Here is a 26,607-nt window from a genome sequence, read left to right as displayed (position 1 = left end):
ATATTCTTGCTCTTTAAAACAGATAACTTAAGTGTCCGGTATTTACAACAGAAAGATCAGCATTTACTGGTTAAATGGCTATCCATTCCTTCTGTCCTTGAATTTTATGAAGGACGTGATTCTCCGTTTAATTTAGCGAAAGTGACGAGGAAGTTTTATAACCAGGAAGATGGTGTCGATCGATGTATTGTCAATTTTGATGGTTTGGATATCGGCTATATACAATTTTACCTTGTAAATGACAAAACCAGTGTGATTGATGATTATAATGAAGGAAAAGTAACCTATGGCATGGATCAATTTATCGGGGAAACTAAATATTGGAATAAGGGGATCGGAACCTTAATGATTAGCGTAATGGTGAACTACTTAATTCAGGAAAAGAAAGTGGATAGGGTTGTGATGGATCCCCAAATAACGAATGAAAGAGCGTTGAAATGTTACGAAAAATGTGGATTTAAAAAGGTTCGATTACTTCCAAAGCATGAATTTCATGAAGGGACGTATCGTGATTGCTGGTTAATGGAATATAAAAAGATTGTGTAAGAATCATGAAAACGAGGCGGGATTTATGGAGATACATTACCAAGAACATGGAGATAAGAACGCTTCCTTAGTGGTGTTTTTGCACGGTGGCGGTGTGAGTAGTTGGATGTGGGATAAGCAAATTCGCTACTTTGCACATTATCACTGTTTGACAATAGATCTACCTGAGCATGGGAAAAGCAACGAGTTAAAGCCCTTTTCAATTAAATCGAGTGCAGAACGCATCATTGAGATAATAGAAGAAACTGCCGCCGGGAAGGAGATCATTGTTGTAGGGTTTTCTTTAGGCGCGCAAGTAATCATTCAAATGTTAAGCATGAAACCCAATTTAATTGATTACGCAATCATCAATAGTGCATTAGTTAGACCTAGCCCGTTTACTTTAAAGTTAATCCGTCCCTCTATCAAACTATCACATCCATTAGTTAAAAATAAATTATTTTCAAAGCTCCAAGCAAAAACACTTTACATTGGAAAGGAATATTTTAATTCATATTATGAAGAAAGCTCTGCAATGAAGTCAGATTCATTGATTAGAATTTTAGAAGAAAATATGTCGTTTAAGATACCTGTGGGTTTTAATAGAGCAAAGGCCAAAATATTGGTTACTGTCGGTGAGAAGGAAAAAGGAATGATGAAAAAGTCAGCTGAAGATATTACTCTAAGTCATTCAAATTGTACAGGAATAATCCTCCCTAATGTGGGTCACGGACTATCTTTGGCACGTCCAGAGTTTTTTAACCATTTGGTAGAGAGCTGGTTGGAGGGAGGTACTTTGCCAGAAGATGCAAAAGTAATAAGTTAAAAGATATTGTTCGTGAGACAAGAGTTTAAAAGTAGGAGGAATTTAAATTGTTAGATCAACAAGGCTTTAATTTATGGGCAGACAACTATGATAAAACAGTTCAAATAAGTGAAGAAAATAATGAATATCCTTTTGCAGGATACAAAGAAATTCTGAATACGATATATAAAACTATTATGGAAGAAGCTCATTCTAATGTATTGGATATAGGATTTGGAACAGGGATTCTAGCTACAAAATTATATGAAGCTGGGCACCAGATAGACGGTATAGATTTTTCAACAAGAATGATTTCTATCGCCCAGGCTAAAATGTCAAAAGCTAATCTATTGGAATGGGATATTTCAAAAGGGATACATCCTGATATCAGAGGGAATCAATATGATTTTATAGTAAGTACTTATGCGTTACACCATCTTACGGACAAGGAAAAAGTACCCTTTATTCGAGAGTTATTATCTTTAATTAAAGATGATGGGAAAATATTAATTGGTGACGTGGCTTTTGAAACACGAGAGCAACTTAATGCTTGTAGACATAATAATATTGATCATTGGGATCATGATGAGTTTTATTTCGTTTATGAGGAAATAAAGCTTGCTTTGGAACATATCTGTCATTGTGAATTTCATAAGGTTTCTCATTGTGGCGGTATTATAGTTATTACAAAATAAACGGATGAATATTTTTTTAACATAAGTCCGGAAAAAATAACAGAGGGGTCTTTAGATTGATGGAAAAATTTCGTATCTCATACGGCAGTCATCCTTCTCAGTTTGGTGTATTACGGATACCAAAAGAATCTGGCAAGTTCCCAGTCATTGTCACTATCCATGGGGGATTTTGGCAATCGAAATATAATCTTGAAGAAAATAATCCAATGGTTGAAGACCTAACTCGTCGAGGTTTCGCTACGTGGAATATAGAATATCGGAGAGTAGGAGAAAATGGAGGCGGATGGCCGGGGACCTTTAATGATGTGATTGATGCGATTAATCATTTGGCTTACCTACATGAATATAATCAATTAGACACTTCTCAAGTAACTATTATTGGTCATTCGGCAGGAGGACATTTAGCGCTTTGGCTTGCTTCCAGAAACCAAAGGAATGATAAATATGCTATTTTTAAAAGGTTACTTATTCCAATTAAAAAAGTCATTAGCTTAGCAGGCGTTACAGATTTGAAAAAGATGCGGGACATTCATGAAGAGCAGGGGATAGATAGTCCTGTTACGTCATTTATGGGTGGCGCCCCCACTGAAGTAATTGAACGTTACGACACGGCATCACCAATAGAACTGTTACCATTAGGCCTAAATCAGGTTTTAATCCACGGAGAGCTAGATCATCATGTTCCAGTAGAGTTGAGCAAGGATTATTATCACAAAGCTATGGAAAAGGGGGACAGGGTTCAGCTAATTACGCTGCCAGAAATAGAACATTTTAAACTAATTGATCCGGAATCTGAGGCTTGGGAATCTGTTATTACTGCAATAATCACCTAGTGCAAATGTGAACAAAAGAAAAGTTCTCGGCTAAGCATAGGGATATGTTGGTGAATAAGTTGAGATTAGTTGTGTTAGTTAAAGAGGATACGTTATTTAAGTTCAGATGTTTCCGCAAAGGGGCAAGGGTATGAAGAAACGTGATAGAGGCTCAGCTATACTAATAGAAAATAATAATGTTGCACTGATTAAAAGGGTTAGGGATGATTCTGTTTATTATGTGTTTCCTGGTGGTGGAATTAAAGACGGAGAAACACCAGAAGAAGCAACAAAGAGAGAGGTTTTAGAGGAATTAGGTGTAGACATAAAGGTGAATGATTGCTTTACAACAGTAAATTTTAACGGTACACAGTATTTCTTCCTGTCTGAAATGATTGGTGGTGAATTTGGCACAGGTCAGGGGGAGGAATATGATGACAAGAGAAATAGTGGATTGTACATACCAATGTGGATCGATATTGAAAGTTTATCTTCTGTTGATGTTAAACCCAGAGAGGTTGCTACAAAGATACAAATGTATTTCAAGTAACGGATTGGCGCAAAAGAAAAATTATATAATAACCTCGAGGAGAATTTATGATGATTAAAAAATGTGTCTTCTGTCATCTAGAACTTGAACCTAATCAAAAAATCATCTTGAGTAATGAATACTGCATGTTTTTGCAATTAGAACAGGCCCAAGTAAAAGGCGGGCAGCTAGAAGGAGCTGGACTCATAGTTCCTAAGATACATAGAAAAACTGCTTTTGACCTTACTTATGATGAGTGGAATGCTACATATAAACTTCTTCAAAAGGTAAAAGAATATGTAGATGAAAAGCATCAACCACAAGGTTATAATCTTGGCTGGAATTGTGGTGGAGTTGGGGGACAGCATATACTTCATGCGCATTTTCATGTTATACCAAGGTATGACGATGAGCCATTAGCAGGCAAAGGGATTAGGTATATGTTTAAAAGTGGGGAAAACCAAAGGTGAAAACTCACTATAAATTATACATATACATTAAAAGAGTTTTATTATTAGGGGGGTTAGCGCATGAAAATCAGATTTTACCGTAAAGAGGATGAGAAAGGATGGGTTCGTTGCAGGGTTTTATCATTTTTAGATACAGCCTATTTTGATAATGTTTTAAAAGAAAAAGAGCGATATGAAAATCCATCAATAGAATTAGTTGCGGTAGAGGAAGGCCAAATCGTGGGTTTGCTAGATATAGAATATGAAGTCGAAGAAAGAACAGTGTGTACAAAAGGGGCGGGTTTTGGCGGCATGATATGGCATATTGCAGTACATCCTGATTTTCGTAGGCAAGGTATCGCCACACAACTTCTAAAAGAGGCTGAAGTTATAGCCAAAATTAAAGGCCTTAGTCGCCTTGAGGCATGGACACGGGACGATGATTGGGTGAATAAGTGGTATGTAAAAAATGGATTTAAAAATGTTGACTCCTATTTACAAGTGTTTATGGACAGTGATGAATTAGTAGGAACAATGAAGAGTAACTTGACTCATTTCCAACCTATTCACGCATTTGCCCATTATTTAGGAGACGAAACAGAGAAAATAAAGAAGCAATTTAAAAGAACACATGAATGTGTATGTTTTGAAAAAATGTTAAATAATTAACTTCATAATATAGAAAGTTGGTAAACATATGGAGAAGGACTCTGTTATTCAAATGTGGGAAAACTACCGGGAAATTAATCCTGATGCACCAAATGATTATGATGTATGGGCATTTGGCAATTCAAAAGAGGTTGCCGATAAGTTGTTGGGATTAGTGTTAGAGGGGAAGAAAACAGCAACATCGTCCAATTATAATTTATATGAATTAGGAAAAGAGGAAGTCCCGTTTGTTGGTCTGTATAATATTATTCTTGATGGAAATGGGAGAGCAGCCGCTATTCTCGTAACGACATCAATAGAAATTATTCCCTTTGAAGAGGTCTCTAAAGAACACGCCTATTTAGAAGGTGAAGGTGATCGTTCTTTAAAATATTGGCGCGATGTTCATGAGGAGTTCTTTAAAGAAGAGTTAAAAGGAACAAATCAAGAGTTTAATTATCAAATACCAATAGTTTGTGAAAGATTTAAGCTTGTTTATAAAGAATAGTTTTTGAAACTGATTAGGCAATGCGAAGAGAACTAAAAAGTAGCTATTAGCAATGAAAGGAATTTTTTATGAAAAAGGGATTGCTTCATCATATTGAGCTATATGTTTCAAATCTTAATAAAACCACTGAATTTTGGGGATGGTTGCTTGAAGAATTAGGCTACACGATGTTTCAAGAGTGGGAAAGCGGACGTAGTTGGAGACTGGGTGATACATATATTGTTTTTGTTCAGGCAGAGGATAGATTCTTAGATGTTCCCTTTCATAGATGTCGAGTGGGACTTAATCATTTGGCGTTTTATGCTTCGTCGCGTGACCATGTTGATGAAATTACCCGCAAATTAAAAATAAAAGATGTTAACATTCTTTACTTAGATAGGCATCCATATGCTGGAGGAGCGAATCATTATGCTGTTTATTTTGAAGACCCAGATAGAATAAAAGTTGAACTCGTCGCATCAGAATAATCAATGTCTAAACATTTTTAGACCTAAATTATTATTTTAGAATGTTATTTCTATCTGAAGGGAAGTATTTAATTGCTCAAAACAAAAAGATGCATGATTGATACCATACGTAAAACAGACTTTAATGACGTGAGAAATTTATATACGAATCCGGAAGTAAGAAAGTATCTCGGTGGTATACGCGGGGAAAATTCAATTAAATCCGCCATGGGAAAAATGCTTAAACCTCCTCAGAACTCTTTTTATTGGATAGTGAGGGAAAGAGAAACAGGTTGTTTTATCGGATTGGTATCGCTTGATCCCCATCATGAAGGTGATTACCAAGAAATTTCCTATCAATTTATACCTGATTATTGGGGACAAGGCTATGCCACAGAAGTTGTTGGGCATATTATCGACTATTCATTAAGTGAGCTAGCCCTTTCTAAAATAGTCGCTGAAACGCAAACAGCCAATACAGCCTCCTGTAAGCTCTTAGAAAAGTTAGGTATGACATTAGAGCGAATCGTTTATCGATTTAATGCCGAACAAGCTATATATTCTGCTGAAAACCCGTCGAGTGAAAAAAACGAGTAGCACTATTATATTCAGTACACTTATTGAAAAGGAGATTTTAAACAATGGAAATTCAAAATGAGAATGACATAGTTAAAGCTATAAAAGAAGATGAGTGGATGATGAATATACTTTTTGCTGTAAAATCATTGGATTTGCCTGATTGGTGGATTTGTGCGGGTTTCATTCGTTCAAAAATATGGGACATGATTCATGATAAGAATGAAAGAACACCTCTGCCTGATATCGATGTTATTTATTTTGACTCAGAAAATACAAATGAATTCGAGGAGAAAGCGATGGAAACGACATTAACCACACTCCTTTCAAATGTCCCTTGGTCTGTTAAAAATCAGGCTCGAATGCATATAAAAAGTAACTTCCCACCATACTCTTCTTCGGTTGATGGTATCTCTAAATTTCCCGAAACAGCAACGGCTTTAGGAGTTAAACTCGATGATAAAAATGATATTGCTTTAGCAGCCCCATGGGGAGTTCATGATGTTATAAATCTAGTGGTAAAGCCCACACCTCTCTATAACACAGACGAAAAAATAAGAATTTATTACAACCGAGTGGGTAAAAAGAATTGGGATAAAACTTGGGATGGACTGAAGGTTTACAATATTCCTATAACTTAAGTGAATAAACTGATATAATAAATTTAAAATAAAACGAAAGGCTGTGAACAATGGAATACAAACCACGAACCAAACCAAAAGAATTAGCTATCCTAGAAATTTTGAATAAGCGTATGAATTTAAAAACTGAGGACAAGCAACGTTATTACAGTTTGAAAAAAGGATATGAAGGAGAGGTTCACTTCGATTCATTAACGAAAAAGTTGCAATGTGAATGCCTCATTCTAAATGATCTTTTACTAACACAAAACCACACCACCTTTCAGCTCGACACGACAATCATCGGTCACGGAAAAATTCACCTATTCGAGATAAAAAATAATGAAGGAGACCACTACTACGAATCAGATAGTTTGTACAACAAATCTGGAGTGAAATTGAATAATCCAATTCATCAATTAGTAAGAAGTGAATCTCTCTTCCAACAATTAACTTACACCCTTGGTCATAAATATCCGCTTGAAGTCTCAGTCGTCTACATTAATTCATCCTTCACCATGTATCAAGCCCCACTTCATCTGCCGATTATTTATCCAACTCAAATTAAAACCCACCTAGGTCAACTCAATAACACACCATCTAAAATTACGGAACAGCATTATAATTTAGCAGATAAATTAATCACCCTCCACCAAACTGATTCACGATTCGAGCAAGTACCTGATTATGAGTATGCTCAATTAAAAAAGGGGATAACCTGTTTCAAGTGCAATTCCTTTCTGGTGCCAACCCAGAAAATGACCATTACTTGCCTAACGTGTGGGTATAGCGAGGACTTTACAAAAGCAGTTCTTAGAAGTATTAGCGAGTTCAAAAAGCTTTATCCGAATGAAAAGATTACCTCATCGATTGTTTATGATTGGTGTAAAATTGTAGCAGAGCAGCGTATTAGGCGTATTCTTTTAGAACACTTTAACAGAGTAGGCTCACATCGATGGACATATTACGAATAATAAATACAATAAATGGGCTTTGGTAAAATAACTAGCTCTCTCGATTAAAACTCTCACTTTGTCCTGACATTTGAACGAGAGAAGCTTCCTCTCGATTAAAACTCTCACTTTATCCTTACATTTGAACGAGAGAAGCTTCCTCTCGATTAAAACTCTCACCTTGTCCTGTCTTTTGATCGAGAGAAGCTTCCTCTCGATTAAAACTCTCACTTTATCCTGACATTTGAACGAGAGAAGCTTCCTCTAGATTAAAACTCTCACTTTATCCTGACATTTGAACGAGAGAAGCTTCCTCTCGATTAAAACTCTCACTTTATCCTTACATTTGAACGAGAGAAGCTTCCTCTCGATTAAAAACCTCACCTTGTCCTGTCTTTTGAACGAGAGAAGTTTCCTCTCGATTAAAATTCCCACTTTGTCTTGACATTTGAACGAGAAAAGCTTCCTCTCGATTAAAATTCCCACTTTGTCCTGATATTTGAACGAGAGAAGCTCCCTCTCGATTAAAGCTCCCACTTTGTCCTGATATTTGAACGAGAGAAGCTCCCTCTCGATTAAAGCTCCCACTTTGTCCTGACATTTGAACGAGAGAGTCCTACTCTCATAAAAAAACGAGCAGTCTCACTGGCTGCTCGTTTTACTATTTAAATTTTAACTCACTCTCACACAGAAGCTTCATATATCGACATAACTGCTTTTTCAAGTTCTGCGTTAAATTCTTCTTCTGTTTGATCCGCATTTAAGTCTTGGCTTAATGCTCTTGAGAAACTGGCAATAAGGCCGTTGTTTTCTTTGAGTTTTTCGTTAGCTACGTCTGTGGAGTAACCGCCAGAAAGTGCTACAACGCGCACGACCATTGGATGATCGATGAGTTCTTTATATAGGTTAGCTTTTGTTGGGATTGAAAGTTTCAACATGACATAATCGTTTTCGCCTAATTTGTTTAGGTGCTCTAGTATCTCTGCTTTTAACAGGTCCTCACATTTTTCTTTTTCCGCACTGTTAATATCAACTTCTGGTTCGATAATCGGAACAAGGCCTGCATCGATAATTTGTTTACCAACTTCAAACTGTTGGTCAACGACAGCTTTGATACCTTCTTGATTTGCTTCCTTAATTACGGAACGCATTTTCGTACCGAAGATGTGGCGCTCGTTCGCGCGCTTCAGTAGTTCGTCCAATTCAGGCATCGGCTTCATGAGCTGCACACCATTTGATTCGTCAGCAAGTCCTTTGTCTACTTTTAAGAAAGGAACAATTCCTTTCTCATCAGCAAGATAGTCACCTGTGTATTTACCTTCAATTTCACGATCCATCGTTTGCTCAAAAAGAATGGCGCCCAAAATATGTTCTGCGTCGAATGCAGGTGATGTAATAATTCGAGTGCGCATTTCATGTACTAAATCAAACATTTCATCTTCGCCTGAGTAGGCATCTTCAGGGATACCATATAAAGCTAAAGCTTTTGGTGTACTCCCCCCACTTTGGTCAAGGGCTGCAATAAAGCCTTTCCCATTTTTTATTTTGTCAAATTGTTTTTGATTCATTAAGACCACTCCTCACTGTAATAGTATGGATTTCGTCAATATAAAAATGCAACATGATATTCACTCTTTTATTGTACCACTTCTGGCAAAAAGGTAATAGTGTTGCGCATATTTCTAAGGAAAAGTTTATTCTACGCAACATTAAATCTTATCTAGTTTTTGTAGACATATATATCCTATACCCGAAATAACATTATTTATTTACTTAAAATCGTGCTTGAGGTCACAAGGTACATTTATTTGACCATTATACTATTTGCTTTCCATCCATCGCGGCCTTAGTTCCACTTTGTTCACTTGCTCATTTTTTGATTTTTTGAAATCAATGAAACCTTTGAAGCCAATAAACGTATAATAAGTAGGTATCATTTTGAGTGGGAGCGATTGAAAATGAGAAAAGCCGTCATGTTTTGCTTGGTCGTGCTGTCAGTAACAACCCTATTATTCGGGTGCCTGGCGGGCGAGAGAAAATCCAAAGCACAAAGTTTCGAAATAGGACTTGAAAAGATTCAAAAAATTGAGGTGTTATCCCCTGTAACCAATCATTCAACAATAACCATCACGGATACTCATGAAATAAAAGAATTCGTAGAGATGATTAAAGTAGATGATTGGAATTTAGAGGCTGTGCCTTCAGAAGCGATTAAAGGTAAAAAGTTTAAATTGTATCAGGAGGAAACTATACATTTTGACGAGTCTAGTGAAGAACAGAAAAGATTAGTTGAGATGGCCACAATTATTTTGTACGAGGACGAGCCATACATAGATTTCTCAATTAAAAACAATACATTCAGCTTTAAACTGCCTAAAGATGTGGCAGAGTTTTTATCTGAATATGATTAAATCGTCTAAAACAATGAGTTCTAAGCTCAGCGGATTGGCATTAAGGATAAGTAATAGGACACGATTTAGCGGGAGGGGTAAAAGGAAGTGTCAGATCAAAAAATATTAAATAGTAAATCAGTGGTGTCATTGACACTGGGAATTTTATCGCTTTTAATACCATTTATAGGAATTATAACTGCCATTATTGGCATTGTTATTTCAATCATAAGTTTTAAAGAAATTGAGCGTAAGGCTGAGACGGGTAAAGGGCTGGCTATCTCTGGGTTAATATGCAGTATCATAGGAATCATACTCCAACTTTTTATTATTTTTGCTCTAATTGTTTTTCTTAATTTTGTTTCCTATTCGGCGATTTAATCTGGATCGGCAAAAATGTCACGCAAGAAAATAGGTATTAAGAACCAATAATCCCATAATACAAAAAAGACTAAAAAATCACTTTAAAGAGTGTTAGAATAATGGTTATATGTTTAATATCAGAGGGGGACATACTTTTATGGATGAGCAGTTTAATAGAACAAAAGGATTTAGTGAAATTTTAGATCATACTTTTCAACTAATAAAAAATTATTTTTCGCCTTTCTTTTTAATATTCTTATTTATACTTGGACCGGTTTTCTTATTAGAAGCGATTCTGCTGTTAGTGACAGGGACTGGATTTTTTAGACAGTTAGGTATTGGTTCCAACACGTTTGAGCAAATTATAATGGGTTTTGATGAAGATGTTTTTGTCCAAGCCACTGCAATAACTAACCTTGCTACATTTGCCACACTTGTTTTAATCCCTTTATCGACCATTTCAATTATTCTTGCCATACAAAAGATAAAAGATGGGGAAAGTTTCACAGCTGGAAGCATTATTAAACAAGCTGCTAAAAGGTTTGGTGCCGTGCTTGGTAGTAGTATTATTGTCGGAATCATATTCTTTGCGGTACTTGTGGCATCGATTATGATTATTGTCATTCCAAGTGTCGTTATTGCTAATGATTCACCAGTCTTTGGTGTTCTTTTTGGAATTGGCTTGTTTCTAATCATTGGACTGTTAACAGCATTATGGTTTTCACGTTGGGGATTTTATATAGCGGCAGTATTTTATAAAAAATCATTCCCGGGGATTGGCTATAGTTGGAGTTTGACTAAAAAACATACTTGGAGAATATTTGGCCTATTCCTCATTATTGGCTTGATTACATCAATTATTAGTGGAGCTATTAGCGGGCTATTTGGTGCTATTCTAGGAAATAGCGTGCTGTTCTCCATCATTACCAGTTTGGTCACCATTCTCACATACATGATATCTGCTGTAGCTTATGCAGTGATTTACTTTGATTTGGAGTTGAGGCATGGCGGGGATGAACTTCAGGATATGATTGATGACTATCAAAATAACTAATTGGGTGATAGGAATGCAGAGCCCTGATAAGGCACGAGAAGAATTAGAGAAAATTTTAAATCAGAAAGAATATCAAGCCTACTATGAAGATCAACGAAATTTTATTCAAGTAGGGTGGGATAAGCTCAAACAATGGTTTGGCGAATTGTTATCTGATTTATTTTCAGGTATCAATCCATCAAGTGATTTTGCTGATACTGTGCTCGTTATCATCATTGGTGTCGCTGTGTTGCTCGCTTGTTTAGTTGGATTCTTAATTTTCCGTTCGGTTAAAAGAAAGCGTACATTCAATACACATCAGCCGCTTCAATCAGTTGATGAGATGGAGTGGTCGGTGACTGAACATTTGAAAGAGGCAAAAAGACAAGAGCGAGAAGAAAATTATTCGCTTGCAACGCGTCATCAATTCTTGGCATTATTGCTCTATTTTCATGAAAGAAAATGGCTTGAGGCACATGTCTGGAAAACAAATTGGGATTACGTTAATGAACTAAAGCGGGAAGATAAACAAAAAGCGGAGGCCTTCTATGAACTTGCCCGTATCTTTGATGAAGCATTTTACGGCAAGCGTATGATCAAGCATGAAGAATATTTAAGTTATGAAAAAAAGGTGCAGAAGTGGCTAGAAGTCCCAACGAATCGTAGTATACAAGAAGTATAAAGGAGGCTTGGAAACAAATTGCAAACATCACAGTCAAATAAAAAATCATGGTTATGGCTAGGTGGCGCCTTACTCATATTTATTGTATTGAGTTATTTATTGTCGTCAAATCAACCCAAAGACTATCCTGGCTATGTTTCCGAGTCGCCTGCGCCTACAGGGACGAAGGCATTCTATACATATATGGACAATAATAGTGACTCAATCGAGCGATGGGAAAATGACCCTGACTTTCTTCCAGATAAAAAAGAAAATCATCTCTTACTGATGATTGAGCCTTTTTTTGTTCCGGATAGTAAGCAGATGAATGAGTATATTAGCTATATGGAAGCTGGAAATACTATTTTACTTTTTAAAAATAATCCTGATGGGATGTTTCATCTAAAGGCCGATCCAGTTTTACCAGGTGAAGAAGCGATCACTGTTAGTAATAATTTAAATGAAGAATTTAAGGCGTTTGTTCCATCAGACACAAGAATATTGGAAGATGATGATGACGACGTTTTGCTGGAAGATGATATGGGTGTTATTGCTTTAAAACGTTCCTTTGGTGACGGAGAGTTAATTGTGGTCAACTCACCAGATTGGTTAGCGAATGAGTACATAACTGATCATAATCATATTGATCTTGTATTTAGTCTTATGGAATCAGATAATGCTTACAGTCAAATTCTCGTTGATGAATTCATTCATGGTTCTGGTGAAGCCCCCACTGTAGTGAACCTGTATCCTAAATGGCTACTTGTACTTACATTACAACTTATGTTATTAACCATTCTTTGGCTTTGGCATCAGGGAAAACGATTTGGACCGTTACGTCAGCCAAGAGAAGCAGCCGTGCGCTTTAGTAATGAACGGACATCCGCTTTAGCAGCCTGGTATCAACGTGGCCGTCTGTATCAGGATTCACTTGTGATCCAAGCAGATTATTTAAAGTTACTCATGCAAGAAAAATGGGGAATCTCTTATCAAAGACGTTGGCAGGAATGTGGGGACCTCATTATCGGAAAAGATATCCAGATACCAAAAGAAGATGTCCAATCCTTTACTAAGGAGTTACCAAATCTATTAAATAAACAATCTGTCAATAAACAGGAATACTTAGCTTGGTCTAAAAAGATTGATCGGCTAAAGCGAGAGGTGGAAGAAGAATGAATCATCAGTTACAACCTTTAATTAATGCCTATGAAGAGCGGATTCTCGGGCAGTCCAAAAATTTAAGATTACTTTTATCAGCCATTTTATCAGGTGGTCATGTTCTAATTGAGGGAGTTCCAGGAACTGGGAAAACTCAAATGGTGCGCACGCTCTCCAATTTAATTGGTGGAGACTTTAAAAGAATCCAGTTCACCCCAGATTTGCTGCCATCTGATATTACTGGGAGTGCTATTTTTAATATGAGTGAAAACACGTTTCAAACAATAAAAGGGCCGATATTCTCTAATATTGTGCTGGCTGATGAAATTAACCGGACACCGGCAAAGACGCAGGCAGCATTGTTAGAGGCGATGGAGGAGAAGCAAGTTACGATTCAGGGGGAAACTTATCCCCTTCCAGATGTATTTTTCGTTGTGGCAACTCAAAATCCGATTGAGTTTGAAGGAACCTATCCCCTTCCAGAAGCGCAACAGGATCGTTTTCTATTTAAATTAACCATTGATTTTCCGGAACTTGAGGAAGAAACAAAAGTATTAAAGCAGGTCATTGACCATCGTTATGAAGATGAGGCGATTGACGCTATTCTTGACGTTGAATCGTTCAAGGCAATTCAAAAAGAAGTGGAAGCTGTCACAGTTAATGAAGATGTTCTTGCGTATATCATGCAAATGGTGAGACGAACACGGGAAACAGAGTCGATTCGATTTGGAGCAAGTACGAGAGCAGCAATTTCTATTGCTAAAGCGTCTAAAGCTTGGGCGTATTTATCAGATCGAGATTACGTGACACCAGATGATGTGAAAATAGTCGCTAAACCAGCGCTCAGACATCGTATTCAAATTTCTCCTCAAATGGAACTGGAGGGAGTCAGCCTTGACCAAATCATTGAAGAACTTGTGGGCGCGATTCCTGTTCCTAGATAGGGGGATTTTGCCGTCTCGTAAACTGCTAATTATTTATTCACTTTTATCGTTAGGTTTAATAGCTTTGTCATTCACAGACATATCGTGGGTCTATCTTATTTCAGTGAATGTGCTATTTATTTTAGCGAGCTTCTTAGATTTATTATTTACACCAAAGCGAAAAGATATCAATGTTTCACGACATATTGATGATGAACTGGAACGTGGTCTTGAGTACGAGGTAACTATTAAATTGAATAATCGCTCGGTCTACCCTTGTACATTCCGGGTGATTGATGACTTGCCGCAAACCTTTACAAATACATTTCCAGTATACGGAGCAGCAGAAGCAGAGTCGACAAGCAAGGTTATTTATCATACCACTGCCCCGATTAGAGGAAAATACGACCTTAAAAAAATTTATATTCGCTATGCAAGTAAATTAGGTCTTTGGGAAAGACAAATGGCTACACATACGAATGAGACGATTAAAGTGATTCCCGACTTAACAGAGACACGGCAGTATTTGAAGGATGCGCAAGCTTTTTTACTAGATGAAGGAATGAAAATTCGTAAACATCAAAGCGGCACGGGTGAATTTGCCCAGATTAGAAATTACGTCGTCGGGGATGACCCACGAATGATCAACTGGCGCCAAACAGCAAAACTTCAAGAAGTGATGACGAACCAATATGAGCCTGAACACGGAAAACATATCACGATACTGATTGATTGCGGACGCATGATGGGAGTCGAGCTTGATGAAGGTAGTCGCCTTGAAAAAACAATCGAAGCATCAATTACAGTGGCTGCAGCAGCACTTAAAAATGGTGATTATGTCGGTGTCTTAGCATTTTCAAGTGATATTAAAGTCTATGTTCCACCAGAAAAAGGGATGGATCATTTGCAAAGGATTCTCCAGTCTGTTTATCACTTACAGGCTGATGCAAAGGAATCAAATTATGCAGGTGTGATGGGATATTTACAGACCGTCCAGAAAAAGAGAAGTCTTATTTTATTGTTTAGTGATATTCAAACCTTTCTACATGAAGAAAGCACACTGCATTATATAAAACGCTTGAGACAAAAACATTTATTTCTAATGATTGGCATTGAAGATGAGGAACTGATTAAAGAAACGAACGTCAAACCGGAGAATGTTCAATTGGCAATGAGTAAATCAATTGCCCAACAACAGATTCAAATCAAAAAGCGTAGGAAAGCCAAGTGGCAAGCGCAAGGATTAATTATGATTGAAGCAAAAGAAGACAAGTTAGCAACCATAGCAGTGTCCCGAGTTATCCATTGGATGAATCAAGGATTACTGTAAGGCTCTTTAAGTAGGATGGGTGAGAAAATGAACATCAGGCAATTTGTGAGGCGTCATAGGGATGAATGGAAACAATTAGAACAATATACAGTGCATCTAGAGAAGAAAGGAAGAAAGGTAACTGGGGCAGATGTGACTACTTTTCAACAGCTCTATCAGAGAGCGGCGCAGCATTTATCCTATAGCCAGACCTATTACCCAGGTGAAGAGGTCACTGAATATTTAAATGGGCTCGTATCAAAATCGCATAATTTATTATATAAAAGTCAGGTCTCTAGCTTTCAGCAAATTCGCTACTTTTTCAGTACAAAATTTATCGGCCTGTTACTTGAACAATGGAAATTTATCGTTATCGCTATGCTGTTATTTTTACTCGGCGGATTAGCCAGCTTTTTATCGATTGTGAATGATCCACTTCACTTTTATTCCATTATGCCGGATGAAATGTCTGCTGGCATTGATCCGGAGCGCCTCGGGGAAGGGCATGATGTGATTGATTCTTCGTTAATGTCAGCTGAAATAATGACCAATAATATTCAAGTGGCTATATTAGCATTTGCCAGTGGGATTACGTTTGGATTACTAACAGTTTATGTTCTTGTCTATAATGGATTAATAGTCGGCGGTATCGCTGCGGTTTATTGGCATGCTGGAATGAGTTATGAATTTTGGGCTTACATTGTGCCACACGGAATGATTGAGCTTACAGCCATTTTTATAGCAGGTGGTGCGGGACTTTTAATGGGCTACAAATTATTCGTTCCCGGTTCGTTCTCGCGGGGATTTCAATTAAAGGAAAATGCAAAACGCTCGGTACAACTTTTTCTCGGAACGATTCCCTTATTCATTGTGGCCGGTGTGATTGAAGGATTTATTACGCCATCTCAGCTTTCACTCGAAGTGAAGTATATAGTGGCGGGGGTAACAGTCCTCGCGCTGGTATTATATATGATAAGTGGAAAATTATTATTGGATAAAAGAGATACAGTTGAAAGTTAGGAGGGGAAAGATATGACACAAGATCAAATACAAATAAAAACACCTGAATTCGTTTCCCTTCAATTCAGACTTGCCGGTCTGGGATCAAGAGCCGCGGCCATGATTATTGATCAAATTCTTTTGACCATTGTAAATATGGGTTTAATTTTCGGATTAGTATTTATGATGGAATCGAATTTATTAATGGTGGGCGATAGTGCAGGATGGTTTGCTGCGATTTGGCTGTTAGCTCTATTTGCAATAAACTTTGGGTATTTTTTGGTCAGTGAGTACTTTTTCAATGGAAAAACGATTGGTAAGAACATTATCGGCATTCGTGTGATTCAAGAAAACGGTCACAGTATTACTATTCTGTCAGCAATCATTAGGAACTTGCTCCGGGTGATTGACATGTTACCCGCAAGTTATTTTCTTGGTATGTTGTTAGTGTTTTTAAATTCTAAACATAAGCGACTCGGAGATATGGCTGCAGGAACGATTGTTATCCATGAAGGGAAAGCGAAAAGGCAAAAGAAGTCGCCACTGGTAAAAGAAATTGAGCGACGTCAATTGGATATGGACAGCATTCATCTCGACGAATGGACTATGAACTCATTTGGTAAAAAAGAATACGATTTATTAAAGACTTATAGCTATAAACTTTTGGAAATGCCAGAAGACCGCCAGAGCCAGCTCACAAGAGAAATGGCTGCTATTTTATTTCCGAAAGTTGGCCTTAGCATAGGGACGAGATCAGAACGAGAATTAGAGAATATATTATTGATCCTATATTTAAAAATGAAAGACGAGTGGGAATTTGATCTGTAGAGTATGAAAAGTTATCACTTAAATCCAAACAATGGTTTACTTTTTAAACATTGTTTGGATTTTTGTTTTTTATACGCGTAATTCATACATAAATAAAGTATAAAGTATAAAGTAAAGTATTAAAATAAGAATTATAAAGAGTTCGCGATTCAACAACAATTAACTGATTAGCACAAATTTAACTGCTTATCGCTTCTTAAAAGATAGGCAGTTTTTCTGTTTATTATTTACAATTAAATGGGATTTTTCATTATTATTTTGCAATAAAAACTATTTTATAAACCCTTGAAATTTGGATTTTAGAGGCGCATACTAGAGTAATCCACTAAAAAATGGACATATATATACCTAAAGCCCTTAAACAACATGAAATTGACAGAAAAGAGGTAATTTAATGGAGACGGATAAAGAATCAATTATAAAAACGATTCCCCAGAAGGGATTTTTTGGCCATCCAAAAGGCCTTGCAACGTTATTCTCGATTGAGTTCTGGGAACGATTTTCCTATTATGGTATGCGTGCCGTGCTTTTATATTATATCTATTATGAGACGACAAAAGGTGGTTTAGGACTTGATAAAGCTACGGCCACGTCAATTATGTCAATCTACGGATCGCTTGTCTATATGTCTACGATTGCTGGAGGATGGCTTGCTGATAGAATTCTCGGAAGTCGTTCAACGATTATTATGGGCGGTGTGCTCATCGCACTTGGTCACGTAGCACTATCATTCCCTGGAAGTGTGCCAGCACTTTTCATATCCATGGCCTTGATTATTCTCGGCTCAGGTATATTAAAACCGAATTTATCAAGTATTGTTGGAGATTTATATACGAAAGAAGATTACCGGCGTGACGCTGGTTTTAGTATCTTTTATACTGGAGCAAACGCGGGAGCCTTGATTGCACCTTTAGTTGTCGGAACAATTGGACAAACTTATAATTTTCATTTGGGATTTTCCATTGCCGCCATTGGAATGTTTATCGGACTAATCTGGTATATCATTACTTCTAAAAAAACTTTGGGACAAGCTGGACGATACGTGCCGAATCCAATTGGTAAAGAAGAAAAGACTAAAATTATTAAAGGCTTTAGCATTGGCGCCATTATCCTAGCTGTTATATTAGTTTATTCTATTGCAACCGGACTCCTTACCATTAACAGGTTTACTTTTGTCGTTAGTATTCTAGGTATTGTCATCCCAACGATTTACTTCCTTGTTATGTATAACAGTAAGAAAACGACGAAAGTGGAAAAGTCACGACTTCTTGCATATATTCCTTTATTCATTACAGCAATTGCCTTTTGGTCTATTCAAGAGCAAGGATCAACCATTTTTGCTCGGATTGCTGATGAACAGACGCAATTGAGTATTGGATCTTTTGCTATTAAGTCAAGCTGGTTCCAGTCAATTAACCCATTTTATATTGTGTTTTTAGCGCCATTATTTGCTGTCATGTGGACGAAATGGGGAAAAAAACAGCCAAGCACACCGGTAAAGTTTTCAATCGGTGTTATCCTAGCAGGTGCATCCTTCTTACTAATGGTTATACCATTTAGTGCATCAGGTGGATCCGCAATCAGTCCAATATGGCTTGTATTTAGCTTCTTACTTGTAACATTAGGTGAATTATTCTTATCACCAGTTGGAGCATCAGCTACGACGAAATTAGCTCCAGCAGCTTTTGCATCACAGACGATGAGTGTTTGGTATCTATCAAACGCATCAGCACAAGCCATTAACGCACAACTTGTAAAGCTTTATAGTGTTGATACACAAATCATCTATTTTACGGTGATTGGGATTGTATCAATCGGCATTGGTATTTTACTTTTATTCTTATCTAAAAAAATCCATGGCTTGATGCGTGGAATAGATTAATCATATTTGCTGGTATTTTGAATGGCGTGTTGTTGTTCAAAATACCAGCTTTTTGCTATCTTAAGGTTAATCTTTTATACTGCAATTAGAATACTATCATCCTTGGAAGGGAAGAGGTTTTATGACATTTGAAGATGTGTTACCAAAGTTAAAAGCAGGAAAAAAAGTGATCCGTTCAGGTTGGGGTGGAGCAGAGTTGTATGTGAAACTTGTTGATGAAAGTACGCATGATGGTGAAACTCTGAATCCTTATTTTCTAATTAATGTTCGAGGTGAAGGATATACGATGTTCACGCCAACTGTATGTGATATTTTAGCTGAAGATTGGAAAGTTGTTGAGTAATAATCTTGGAGGATGACACGATGCTGTTTGAAGAATATAAAGGAAAAACTGTTTTCATTACAGGCGGAGCTTCAGGAATTGGACAGGCACAGGCCGAGGCTTTTTTGAAAAACGGTGCGAATGTTTTTGCACTGGATATAAACGAAGAGGGTTTGTGGACTTTGAAGAAGCGGTATGGCCCCCGTTTTACATACTTCATTGGTAGTGTATCGTCTGGCATCGAAATCGAAACAGCAGTTCAGAAGGCGCTGTCGCATTTTAACCAAATTGATATTTTGGTAAACACGGCAGGGGTTCTCGACGGTTATAAAAAAACTTTAGAAACCGATGAGAAACTTTGGGACCATATAATTAACACGAATTTAAAAGGTGTCTTTCTCGTTACGAACGCTGTACTCCCCCATATGTTAGCCCAAAGGTCAGGTGTCATTGTGAATATGGCATCGATTGCTGGGTTAGTTGCTGGAGGAGGCGGAGCGGCATATACGGCAGCTAAACATGGGATTATTGGTTATACAAAACAGCTTGATTTGGATTATTCGAGAGAAGGGATTCGTGCTAATGCTATTGCTCCAGGCGCTATAAAAACACCGATGAATAAAAAGGATTTTGTAGGTGACGGAGATATGGCGAAATGGGTGGCAAGTGAAACCCCGGCAGGTCGCTGGGCAGAACCGGCTGAAGTTGCTGATTTGACATGTTTCATTGCGAGTGAATCAGCGAGTTACATTCATGGTGCTGTCATTCCTATTGACGGTGGCTGGACAATCAAGTAATGGTGATTTTAAAGTAATTTTTATCAGCAGTCGTACGTCAATTTATGTTACAATTAGTGAGCTAGCAAACAAGCTTGCACTACGGAACTTAATCTTCTTTAGCCGTAGTTATTACTAAAATAGCTTTAATGCTATTTTACAAAGGAGAATCACTAATTGAATAACACAAATGTACACTCGCAATCGTCACGAGTGAATGCTTCCGAGCTGATGAAAACAGCACTTGTGGCTGCCTTATACGTTGTCGTCACAGTCGTATTAGCGGGTTTTGGAGCCATGCCGATCCGGCTGTCGGAAGTGTTTAATTACTTAGCTTTATATCATAAAAGATATGTTGCTGCTGTAACGCTTGGTGTTGTTTTCGCCAACTTTTTATCACCGACTTGGGTGCTTGATGTGCCTATTGGTGGAACAGCGACACTATTGGTATTACTACTTTGCCGCGCCGTCACAAAACATATAAAAAGCGATAAGTTAAAATTAGCAGTGACTGCAATTATTTTTTCGCTTTCTATGTTTACCGTAGCGGGTCAGTTTGCAATTCTTCTCAATATGCCATTCTTTGAAACATGGTTAGTTACGGGACTTGGTGAATTAGCATCTATGACAGTTGGTGGGATTATTATCTACTTCATTAGTAAGAGAATTGATTTAACGAAGTAAGAGACACATTATAAACATAGACTAGTCAAGGGTTTTATTTATACCAAGACTAGTCTGTTTTTTAAACAATCACATTACCAACCGATTCTCTATCTGGCGTTGCAGCATTCACCATTAAGAAAATAGCTGATAAAATATGCATAATCATTCCCACAAATGGAATCCATCCAATACAAGAAGTAACAATACCTAAAACGCTTCCTATGCTTGCGCCGTTATCTCTTTTTGTCAGAACTAAAGTAATGATATGTAATATTAACATTGCTAATAATGGCGTCCATGCAAAAGAAAGAATAATTGATGCTCCAATAATTGGGATACCTAAAATGGCTTCGAATGCCCCAGTAACCCATTTTAAAATTCGTGATACTGACATTCACTTCACCCCCGTTCAAAAAGTTAGAAAACTTAAATATATACTACCATTATATAAGGGCAAGGTCTATAATATTTTTAGAAAGCAGTTAACGTGAAAATACGAATGATACTAAATACAAAAACCAGACCTAAATTCATGGACTGGTTTTTGAGCTGCTCCATTTGGTTAAGTTCCTAAAAGTTTAGTTGTCTGTATCCTCTTCCTCAACAGCATCTCGCTTGAACTTCTTACTGAAAACTATCGATAAAATGATAATCAAAGCAGCTGCACCGGCGGTTGTAAAGTATATTGGTTCATAAGCGTTGTGTGCCGCTTCGTTAAATGCTTCTTTTAATGCATTTTGTACATCTTCGGAAGGAATTTGGGCTATACTTGCTTGAATATCACTATAGCTTCCACCGCTAACTTTCTCCATTTCTCCTTGAGGGATGTTACTTGGATCAACCCCATGTGCTTGCAATTTTTCAGGTATGATTTCTCCTAGATTACTAAAGCCGCGCTGAATAAAAGTTCCATATACTGTTGGTGCAATTGTCAGTCCTATTTGACGTGCAACTGATAAGGTACCGAGTGCTGAACCTTTTTGCGTGCCAGCTGCATTAGACGTCAGCACAGTTAATGGCGCACCCAACACAAATCCAAAACCAATCCCTGCGATAACTGAGAAAATGAGAAACAATGATTTTGAATCAACGAAAAGCCCGAGTCCACCAAAACCAATAATCGCAATGATACCTGATGCAATTAATGTTTTAACAGGGCCTTGCTTATCGACAAAATAACCGCCTCCCCCTGCGCCAATGCCAGAAGCAAGAGCGAGTGGTGTCATCCAATAACCCGATTTAGCAGCGGGAATTCCAAGAATTTGTTCTGCAAAGGAAGGGATGAAAATGACGGCACCAATAAATGTCCCAGATAAAAAGGCCATAATCATGGTGACTGAATAGGTTGGTTTGCTAAGCAAGCTGTATGGAAGAATCGTGTCTACTTGACCTGCCTCGTTTCTTTTTTCCACAAAAATTAAACCTGCGAAAATGATGATGCCAAGAATAAGTAAACCCAGGACACTAAAGTTAAATAGACTATCAAGTAAATTACCTGAACCTAAGTTGTTGACAGCAAACATAACACTTAAAATAGAAAAAGATAAGAGTGATATACCAAGAAAGTCTATTTTTTCCATAACGGCATCTTTTGTTTCTTGTAAGTAGAAGAAACCTCCAATGACAAGTAAGATACCGATAGGGACGTTAATTAAAAAGAGCCAATGCCAAGTCCCTGTTACGTCCATTAAGAAACTTCCGATGTTTGGCCCGATAACAGAAGCAATACCGTTCATCCCACCAAGCAAACCGAGCATGCTTCCTTGTTTATCTTTAGTAAATGTACTGATGACGTGAGAACTTGCAATTATAAAAATACCCCCGCCACCAAAGGATTGAATTAGTCTAGATGCTAGAAAAAACGTGAAATTGGGACTTAGAGCGACACCAAGTGACCCAATCGTAAATATAGCAATTTCAATTAAGAATAATTTTTTTCGCCCATAGCGATCGGATAGTTTTCCGACAATAGGTGTTGTAATTGCTAAGCCGAGTGTGTATAAAGTAATTCCCCATGTTCCAGCTGTTGCTGATACATCGAATGAGGAGTTAATAGTCGTTAATGCGGCACTGATAATTCCATTATCCAAGGCTGCCATAAATACACCAATTAATAAAATGATAAAACCAGTATTTACTTTAGAAGCCTTTTTGTTTTTTTCCATTATAAGCATCTCCTAGCGTGATCATGAACAAAAACCTCTCTGATTATTCTCATCATACTTGAAAAATAACCGATGAGCGAAAAATACACCTTAAAAATGAACAGAGTATGAATATAAAATAACAGTTTTCCATAGAAGGATTCAGGATCGATATCTGGAGATAAACAGTAACCGCAATAAAAATAATAATTTCATTCTTTAACTTTATATAAAACACTAGATGCATTTGGTGTTTTTTGTTTCTTGCTTAAGCTGTGCCTGATGCTAGACGGTGCCCCGCGCTTTTGTTCATTGGTAGAAATTTTGTCATAGATTCCCATTTTGATGTCATTCGGGTTATACTATAACTAGAATCCGTATTTGTATGCCACCCCCTTTTTCAACACAGCAAGGGCTTAAGGAGATAGGGATTTGGCAACCCTGTCATTATAGATGATTAACTGGATCATCGTTGTTACTCACCACTATGGATTTAAAAATATGGTGAGAAAGGTGTGAGTCAATACTTTGGAATCAGTAACTGTGAAACATTTAGTCAATCAATTCTCCCTAGAAGTACTCGCAGGGGAAAGTCAGCTTCATCGTCCCATTACAAAAGCGCGAACACATCGACCGGGACTGGAGTTTATCGGTTTTTTTGATTTCTTTCCGATGGAACATGTTCAAGTTCTAGGAAAAAAAGAAATCACGTACCTTCATCAATTAAGTCATGATGAGCGAAACGTTCGAATCGGTAATGTTGTCAAATATCATCCACCGTGTTTCATTGTGACTTCCGATCAAGAAGGGCTTATGTATTTAAAGAGATATTGCTTACAAGAAGGTATCCCACTCTTACGTACGCCTGAACCAACTGCTCAATTTATTGAAAAGTATGATGCTTATATGGCAAAAGTACTTGCACCTGAAATTGCTATTCATGGCGTTTGTGTAAATGTTTTTGGAATGGGAATTCTCATACGCGGTAAATCAGGCGTTGGAAAAAGCGAAATTGCTCATACTCTAATTGGTCGGGGACATCGTTTAGTTGCCGATGATATTGTTGTTTTAAAGAAGTTAGGTCCTGATACGATACTCGGCACCCATAATGGAAAGAACAAAGAATTTCTTGCCCTACGCAGTATAGGACTATTAAATGTAGTGCGGCTTTATGGAAGAAAAGCTTTTCAAGAAGAAACCCGAATAGGGCTTGATATTGAACTTACCAAGTGGGATAAAGATGCCTTATATAATGAGCTAGAAGTCGAATCGCTCTATAAAGAATATATGAATGTATCTGTTCCACATATTGAAATTCAACTAAAACCAAGTCGTGACGTCGTGGGGCTCATTGAAGCAGCGGCCAATAACTGGTACTTAAGAGAACAAGGATATAGCGCAGCAGAGGAATTTATGAAACGAATCGAAAATGATAATGAGTAAAATACTATAATTTAGTTGAGGACTAATTCATAAGTTGAGGTAAAGAAAGTTATAGTACATGATTCATTTGCTATATAAAAAAAGGAATGTCATTTGTGTTATGTCATTCGTATATTCGGCTGTATTTAATGAAAAAGGCTATCTAAATGCACCATGACTAAATTTAAAAACTTTAACCTAGGAGGATAAAAATGAATGCTCAAAACATCATGAAAACACCCGTCATCAAAGTTGAAGAAAACGAGACTGTTCGGGCTGTCGTGAAAAAATTTATCGAAAACGGAATTAGTGGCTTACCTATCGTTAATGAAACAAATCAAATTATCGCCTACATAAGTGACGGCGATATCATGCGTTACATCGGAAAGCATAAGGATTATGTATATGAATCGTTTTTCTTTATTGGTCTTATTAAAGGTGATCACGATAAGTATGATGAGCGAGCTGAAAAGGTACTTGATTTAAACGTAATGGCCATCGCAAAAAGGAAAGTCGTTAAAACCGAATGGGATACAGAGATTGAAGACATTGCAGCAATTCTAGGGGAAAGACAAATCAAAAAGTTACCAGTTGAGAAGAATGGTGAACTTGTCGGGATTATCAGTCGTGGTGATGTCATTAGACATTCGTTTGAAATGCTATTGTAAAGAATGACTAAAAACTAATCAATCTAGGCAGCTTTTATATTATCCTTGTAGGAAAAGTAAAAGCTGCTTTTTTTCACAGTATGATAGGTATTCGTGTGATAACATCAGGAAATCGTTATTTTTTAATCCTTTTCAATAGACATCTTTAAACAAGTTGTAGGGAATATAATGATATTGGTCAAAGAAACGAACGCCCCGTGAATATTATTTTGTATTATCCATTGCCTGAATTTAAAAAAATACCTCAAAAAGAAAACTAACTCCGTTCAAATTAATCAATAAAATTAAAAACCCAGGCGACCATGGTAAATACGGAAAGTTCCTTTTGTTCCGTTGGAAATGAATGAACTAGATGAATGCCTATTTCAGCAACTGTTCTAGTGCAAAGTGTTCCTTTATCTAGTCAAACGCATAGAATAAGTATCATCATTTGATAAGGGGATGATTACCATGGCACTTTTTATTAACACTGGTGAGCATCCAGGTGTTTTTGAAAGTGAAATAGATATTGTTGGCAAAAATCAGAGTTTTTACCGAAAAGACCATGTATCAGAGCTGGTAAAGGAACAAAGGCAAGTCAATGAGACATTGCTTAAATCTTTGAGAAAACTCACCCTCCTACAAAGCCAGCAATCAACCGAACAGCAGCAACAACGAAAGGAAACAGAACAACAACTCGAAGAACTTAATAATCAAAATCGTAAGCAGAAACTATTTGAAAAAACTATTTTAGACAGCCTCAATGATTTAGTAGCTCGTCATGATGAGATTGAGACGACCTTCAAACAAGAGGGATTAGCTAAACAAGAGATTTTCGAGCAGTTATCTATCCTCAGTGAATCGAACCAAGATACAATTGATTATCTTGGGCAATACGAGTCGTTTAACGGTAAGTTATCAGACCAACTAAATTATATGTTACAGTTACAAACGAATGTCGAACGGCGAATAGGCGAGCAGGATGATGAGCAATATAGACTAAATGAACGATTAGAAAATCAAGAGGCACTAACTGAAAAAACAATCCGACAGCTCGATCACTTAAGAGCGAGTTTATTCGAAAGAACAAATTATCTTGTGGAAAAGGTTGAAGAAAGCTTTCAATTAACATCTTCATATATTTATGAGTTGTTAAAAGGGTCGAATCAACCATTTACTTTCTTCGTATCGGAAGAAAAAAGTGAAGACAAGAAAAAGTAAGGGCATAATGAAACCTTTCCTAAGTTTGAATCGTAATAGTTAAAAGAAGGAGAAAACACGCCCAGGGTTTTCTGAGCGTGTTTAGATTTTTGAAGGGATGTTCTAATGTTCTTGTAACTGACTTATTTCAACATCAAATTCTTCATCAGGTTCTTCTAGATGAAAAACACGAGCCGTTTCATTTTGCTCGTTGATACGTTGAATATAGATGGCTTTTCCATTGTAAGTGACACGTTCCGTTTGAGGAGATTGTGAAATCTCTTCAGCTCGCTGAATATTCAAGGGGCTCCCTCCATG

General features: G+C 37.2%; 33 protein-coding genes. 28 read left to right on the top strand and 5 right to left on the bottom strand.

The genetic code is table 11. The annotated features are described in order from the left end of the window. Positions 1-6: 6 nt before the first annotated feature. From KQI49_RS04835 to KQI49_RS04780, 12 genes are all read left to right on the top strand, one after another. Positions 7-546 carry a GNAT family N-acetyltransferase gene (locus KQI49_RS04835; RefSeq protein WP_216487227.1) on the top strand — a complete coding sequence of 180 codons (540 nt, stop codon included), beginning with the start codon at positions 7-9 and terminating at the stop codon, positions 544-546. A gap of 25 nt (positions 547-571) precedes the next feature. Beyond that, positions 572-1,351, top strand: coding sequence for an alpha/beta fold hydrolase (locus tag KQI49_RS04830; RefSeq protein WP_216487226.1), 780 nt, complete (start codon positions 572-574; stop codon positions 1,349-1,351). Positions 1,352-1,398: 47 nt separating this feature from the next. Then, positions 1,399-2,025: a class I SAM-dependent methyltransferase gene (locus KQI49_RS04825; protein WP_216487225.1), complete on the top strand. Its 627-nt coding sequence runs from the start codon at positions 1,399-1,401 to the stop codon at positions 2,023-2,025. 59 nt (positions 2,026-2,084) lie between these two features. Then, positions 2,085-2,858, top strand: coding sequence for an alpha/beta hydrolase (locus KQI49_RS04820; protein ID WP_253286688.1), 774 nt, complete (start codon positions 2,085-2,087; stop codon positions 2,856-2,858). Between the two features lie 130 nt (positions 2,859-2,988). Further along, positions 2,989-3,387, top strand: a complete 399-nt coding sequence (locus tag KQI49_RS04815) for an NUDIX hydrolase (protein WP_216487223.1) — start codon at positions 2,989-2,991, stop codon at positions 3,385-3,387. 50 nt (positions 3,388-3,437) lie between these two features. Next, positions 3,438-3,836 (top strand): HIT family protein, encoded by a 399-nt coding sequence (locus tag KQI49_RS04810; RefSeq protein WP_216487222.1) that lies wholly within the window; start codon positions 3,438-3,440, stop codon positions 3,834-3,836. A gap of 60 nt (positions 3,837-3,896) precedes the next feature. Then, positions 3,897-4,484, top strand: a complete 588-nt coding sequence (locus tag KQI49_RS04805; protein ID WP_216487221.1) for a GNAT family N-acetyltransferase — start codon at positions 3,897-3,899, stop codon at positions 4,482-4,484. A gap of 28 nt (positions 4,485-4,512) precedes the next feature. Continuing rightward, the gene (locus KQI49_RS04800; RefSeq protein ID WP_216487220.1) at positions 4,513-4,971 is read left to right on the top strand and encodes an ASCH domain-containing protein; all 459 of its coding nucleotides are present in this window, start codon (positions 4,513-4,515) and stop codon (positions 4,969-4,971) included. A 68-nt stretch (positions 4,972-5,039) separates the two neighbouring features. Beyond that, positions 5,040-5,438: a VOC family protein gene (locus KQI49_RS04795; RefSeq protein WP_216487219.1), complete on the top strand. Its 399-nt coding sequence runs from the start codon at positions 5,040-5,042 to the stop codon at positions 5,436-5,438. A 72-nt stretch (positions 5,439-5,510) separates the two neighbouring features. Further along, positions 5,511-6,014, top strand: coding sequence for a GNAT family N-acetyltransferase (locus KQI49_RS04790; protein WP_216487218.1), 504 nt, complete (start codon positions 5,511-5,513; stop codon positions 6,012-6,014). 44 nt (positions 6,015-6,058) lie between these two features. Further along, positions 6,059-6,634: a nucleotidyltransferase family protein gene (locus tag KQI49_RS04785; protein WP_216487217.1), complete on the top strand. Its 576-nt coding sequence runs from the start codon at positions 6,059-6,061 to the stop codon at positions 6,632-6,634. A 50-nt stretch (positions 6,635-6,684) separates the two neighbouring features. After that, positions 6,685-7,587, top strand: coding sequence for a nuclease-related domain-containing protein (locus tag KQI49_RS04780; protein WP_216487216.1), 903 nt, complete (start codon positions 6,685-6,687; stop codon positions 7,585-7,587). Between the two features lie 319 nt (positions 7,588-7,906). On the opposite strand, the gene KQI49_RS04775 is transcribed toward KQI49_RS04780, so the two are convergent. Continuing rightward, positions 7,907-8,167, bottom strand: coding sequence for a hypothetical protein (locus KQI49_RS04775; RefSeq protein WP_216487215.1), 261 nt, complete (start codon positions 8,165-8,167; stop codon positions 7,907-7,909). Positions 8,168-8,249: 82 nt separating this feature from the next. Next, a complete protein-coding gene (locus tag KQI49_RS04770; RefSeq protein WP_216487214.1) occupies positions 8,250-9,134 on the bottom strand; it encodes a fructose bisphosphate aldolase in 885 nt (294 codons plus the stop codon). Between the two features lie 390 nt (positions 9,135-9,524). On the opposite strand from KQI49_RS04770, the gene KQI49_RS04765 reads away from it, so the two are divergent. From KQI49_RS04765 to KQI49_RS04705, 13 genes are all read left to right on the top strand, one after another. Next, positions 9,525-9,977 carry a hypothetical protein gene (locus tag KQI49_RS04765; RefSeq protein ID WP_216487213.1) on the top strand — a complete coding sequence of 151 codons (453 nt, stop codon included), beginning with the start codon at positions 9,525-9,527 and terminating at the stop codon, positions 9,975-9,977. Positions 9,978-10,064: 87 nt separating this feature from the next. Further along, positions 10,065-10,337 carry a DUF4190 domain-containing protein gene (locus KQI49_RS04760; RefSeq protein WP_216487212.1) on the top strand — a complete coding sequence of 91 codons (273 nt, stop codon included), beginning with the start codon at positions 10,065-10,067 and terminating at the stop codon, positions 10,335-10,337. 139 nt (positions 10,338-10,476) lie between these two features. Continuing rightward, positions 10,477-11,373: a hypothetical protein gene (locus KQI49_RS04755; RefSeq protein WP_216487211.1), complete on the top strand. Its 897-nt coding sequence runs from the start codon at positions 10,477-10,479 to the stop codon at positions 11,371-11,373. After that, the gene (locus tag KQI49_RS04750; RefSeq protein ID WP_216487210.1) at positions 11,354-12,034 is read left to right on the top strand and encodes a DUF4129 domain-containing protein; all 681 of its coding nucleotides are present in this window, start codon (positions 11,354-11,356) and stop codon (positions 12,032-12,034) included. The genes KQI49_RS04755 and KQI49_RS04750 overlap by 20 nt, the downstream gene beginning before the upstream one ends. A gap of 18 nt (positions 12,035-12,052) precedes the next feature. Then, positions 12,053-13,189 (top strand): DUF4350 domain-containing protein, encoded by a 1,137-nt coding sequence (locus KQI49_RS04745; protein ID WP_216487209.1) that lies wholly within the window; start codon positions 12,053-12,055, stop codon positions 13,187-13,189. Beyond that, a complete protein-coding gene (locus tag KQI49_RS04740; protein ID WP_216487208.1) occupies positions 13,186-14,115 on the top strand; it encodes an AAA family ATPase in 930 nt (309 codons plus the stop codon). Before KQI49_RS04745 ends, KQI49_RS04740 begins: the two co-directional genes overlap by 4 nt. Beyond that, on the top strand, positions 14,066-15,424 hold the full coding sequence (locus tag KQI49_RS04735; RefSeq protein ID WP_253286672.1) for a DUF58 domain-containing protein: 1,359 nt from the start codon (positions 14,066-14,068) through the stop codon (positions 15,422-15,424). Before KQI49_RS04740 ends, KQI49_RS04735 begins: the two co-directional genes overlap by 50 nt. A 27-nt stretch (positions 15,425-15,451) precedes the next feature. Then, on the top strand, positions 15,452-16,423 hold the full coding sequence (locus KQI49_RS04730; protein ID WP_216487207.1) for a stage II sporulation protein M: 972 nt from the start codon (positions 15,452-15,454) through the stop codon (positions 16,421-16,423). Positions 16,424-16,435: 12 nt separating this feature from the next. After that, complete coding sequence (locus KQI49_RS04725; protein WP_216487206.1) at positions 16,436-17,230, top strand: RDD family protein; 795 nt, start codon at positions 16,436-16,438, stop codon at positions 17,228-17,230. Positions 17,231-17,624: 394 nt separating this feature from the next. Next, the gene (locus tag KQI49_RS04720; protein WP_216487205.1) at positions 17,625-19,112 is read left to right on the top strand and encodes a peptide MFS transporter; all 1,488 of its coding nucleotides are present in this window, start codon (positions 17,625-17,627) and stop codon (positions 19,110-19,112) included. A gap of 121 nt (positions 19,113-19,233) precedes the next feature. Then, entirely contained in the window at positions 19,234-19,455 is a 222-nt protein-coding gene (locus KQI49_RS04715) for a DUF2829 domain-containing protein (protein WP_216487204.1), read from the top strand. Between the two features lie 20 nt (positions 19,456-19,475). After that, positions 19,476-20,231 carry a 3-oxoacyl-ACP reductase gene (locus tag KQI49_RS04710; RefSeq protein WP_216487203.1) on the top strand — a complete coding sequence of 252 codons (756 nt, stop codon included), beginning with the start codon at positions 19,476-19,478 and terminating at the stop codon, positions 20,229-20,231. Between the two features lie 156 nt (positions 20,232-20,387). After that, positions 20,388-20,894: a QueT transporter family protein gene (locus KQI49_RS04705; RefSeq protein ID WP_305852314.1), complete on the top strand. Its 507-nt coding sequence runs from the start codon at positions 20,388-20,390 to the stop codon at positions 20,892-20,894. Positions 20,895-20,955: 61 nt separating this feature from the next. Here KQI49_RS04705 and KQI49_RS04700 read toward each other — a convergent pair whose 3' ends face one another. Both KQI49_RS04700 and KQI49_RS04695 read right to left on the bottom strand, forming a co-directional pair. Next, the gene (locus KQI49_RS04700) at positions 20,956-21,270 is read right to left on the bottom strand and encodes a hypothetical protein (protein WP_216487202.1); all 315 of its coding nucleotides are present in this window, start codon (positions 21,268-21,270) and stop codon (positions 20,956-20,958) included. Positions 21,271-21,454: 184 nt separating this feature from the next. After that, complete coding sequence (locus KQI49_RS04695) at positions 21,455-23,044, bottom strand: MFS transporter (protein WP_483887803.1); 1,590 nt, start codon at positions 23,042-23,044, stop codon at positions 21,455-21,457. Between the two features lie 504 nt (positions 23,045-23,548). Between KQI49_RS04695 and hprK the strand changes: the two genes are divergently transcribed. The 3 genes from hprK to KQI49_RS04680 all read left to right on the top strand — a co-directional run bounded on the left by hprK (position 23,549) and on the right by KQI49_RS04680 (position 26,310). Further along, complete coding sequence (gene hprK, locus KQI49_RS04690) at positions 23,549-24,463, top strand: HPr(Ser) kinase/phosphatase (RefSeq protein WP_216487200.1); 915 nt, start codon at positions 23,549-23,551, stop codon at positions 24,461-24,463. A gap of 191 nt (positions 24,464-24,654) precedes the next feature. Beyond that, on the top strand, positions 24,655-25,110 hold the full coding sequence (locus KQI49_RS04685) for a CBS domain-containing protein (protein ID WP_216487199.1): 456 nt from the start codon (positions 24,655-24,657) through the stop codon (positions 25,108-25,110). Positions 25,111-25,560: 450 nt separating this feature from the next. Beyond that, positions 25,561-26,310, top strand: coding sequence for a hypothetical protein (locus tag KQI49_RS04680; protein ID WP_216487198.1), 750 nt, complete (start codon positions 25,561-25,563; stop codon positions 26,308-26,310). A 102-nt stretch (positions 26,311-26,412) separates the two neighbouring features. On the opposite strand, the gene KQI49_RS04675 is transcribed toward KQI49_RS04680, so the two are convergent. Beyond that, positions 26,413-26,592 carry an H-type small acid-soluble spore protein gene (locus KQI49_RS04675; protein ID WP_216487197.1) on the bottom strand — a complete coding sequence of 60 codons (180 nt, stop codon included), beginning with the start codon at positions 26,590-26,592 and terminating at the stop codon, positions 26,413-26,415. Positions 26,593-26,607: the final 15 nt, after the last annotated feature.

The sequence above is a fragment of the Virgibacillus sp. MSJ-26 genome, from assembly GCF_018918075.1.
Lineage (GTDB): Bacteria > Bacillota > Bacilli > Bacillales > Amphibacillaceae > MSJ-26.
The sequence above is the reverse complement of the archived record's forward strand: the minus strand, read 5'-3'. Positions and strand labels throughout refer to the sequence as shown.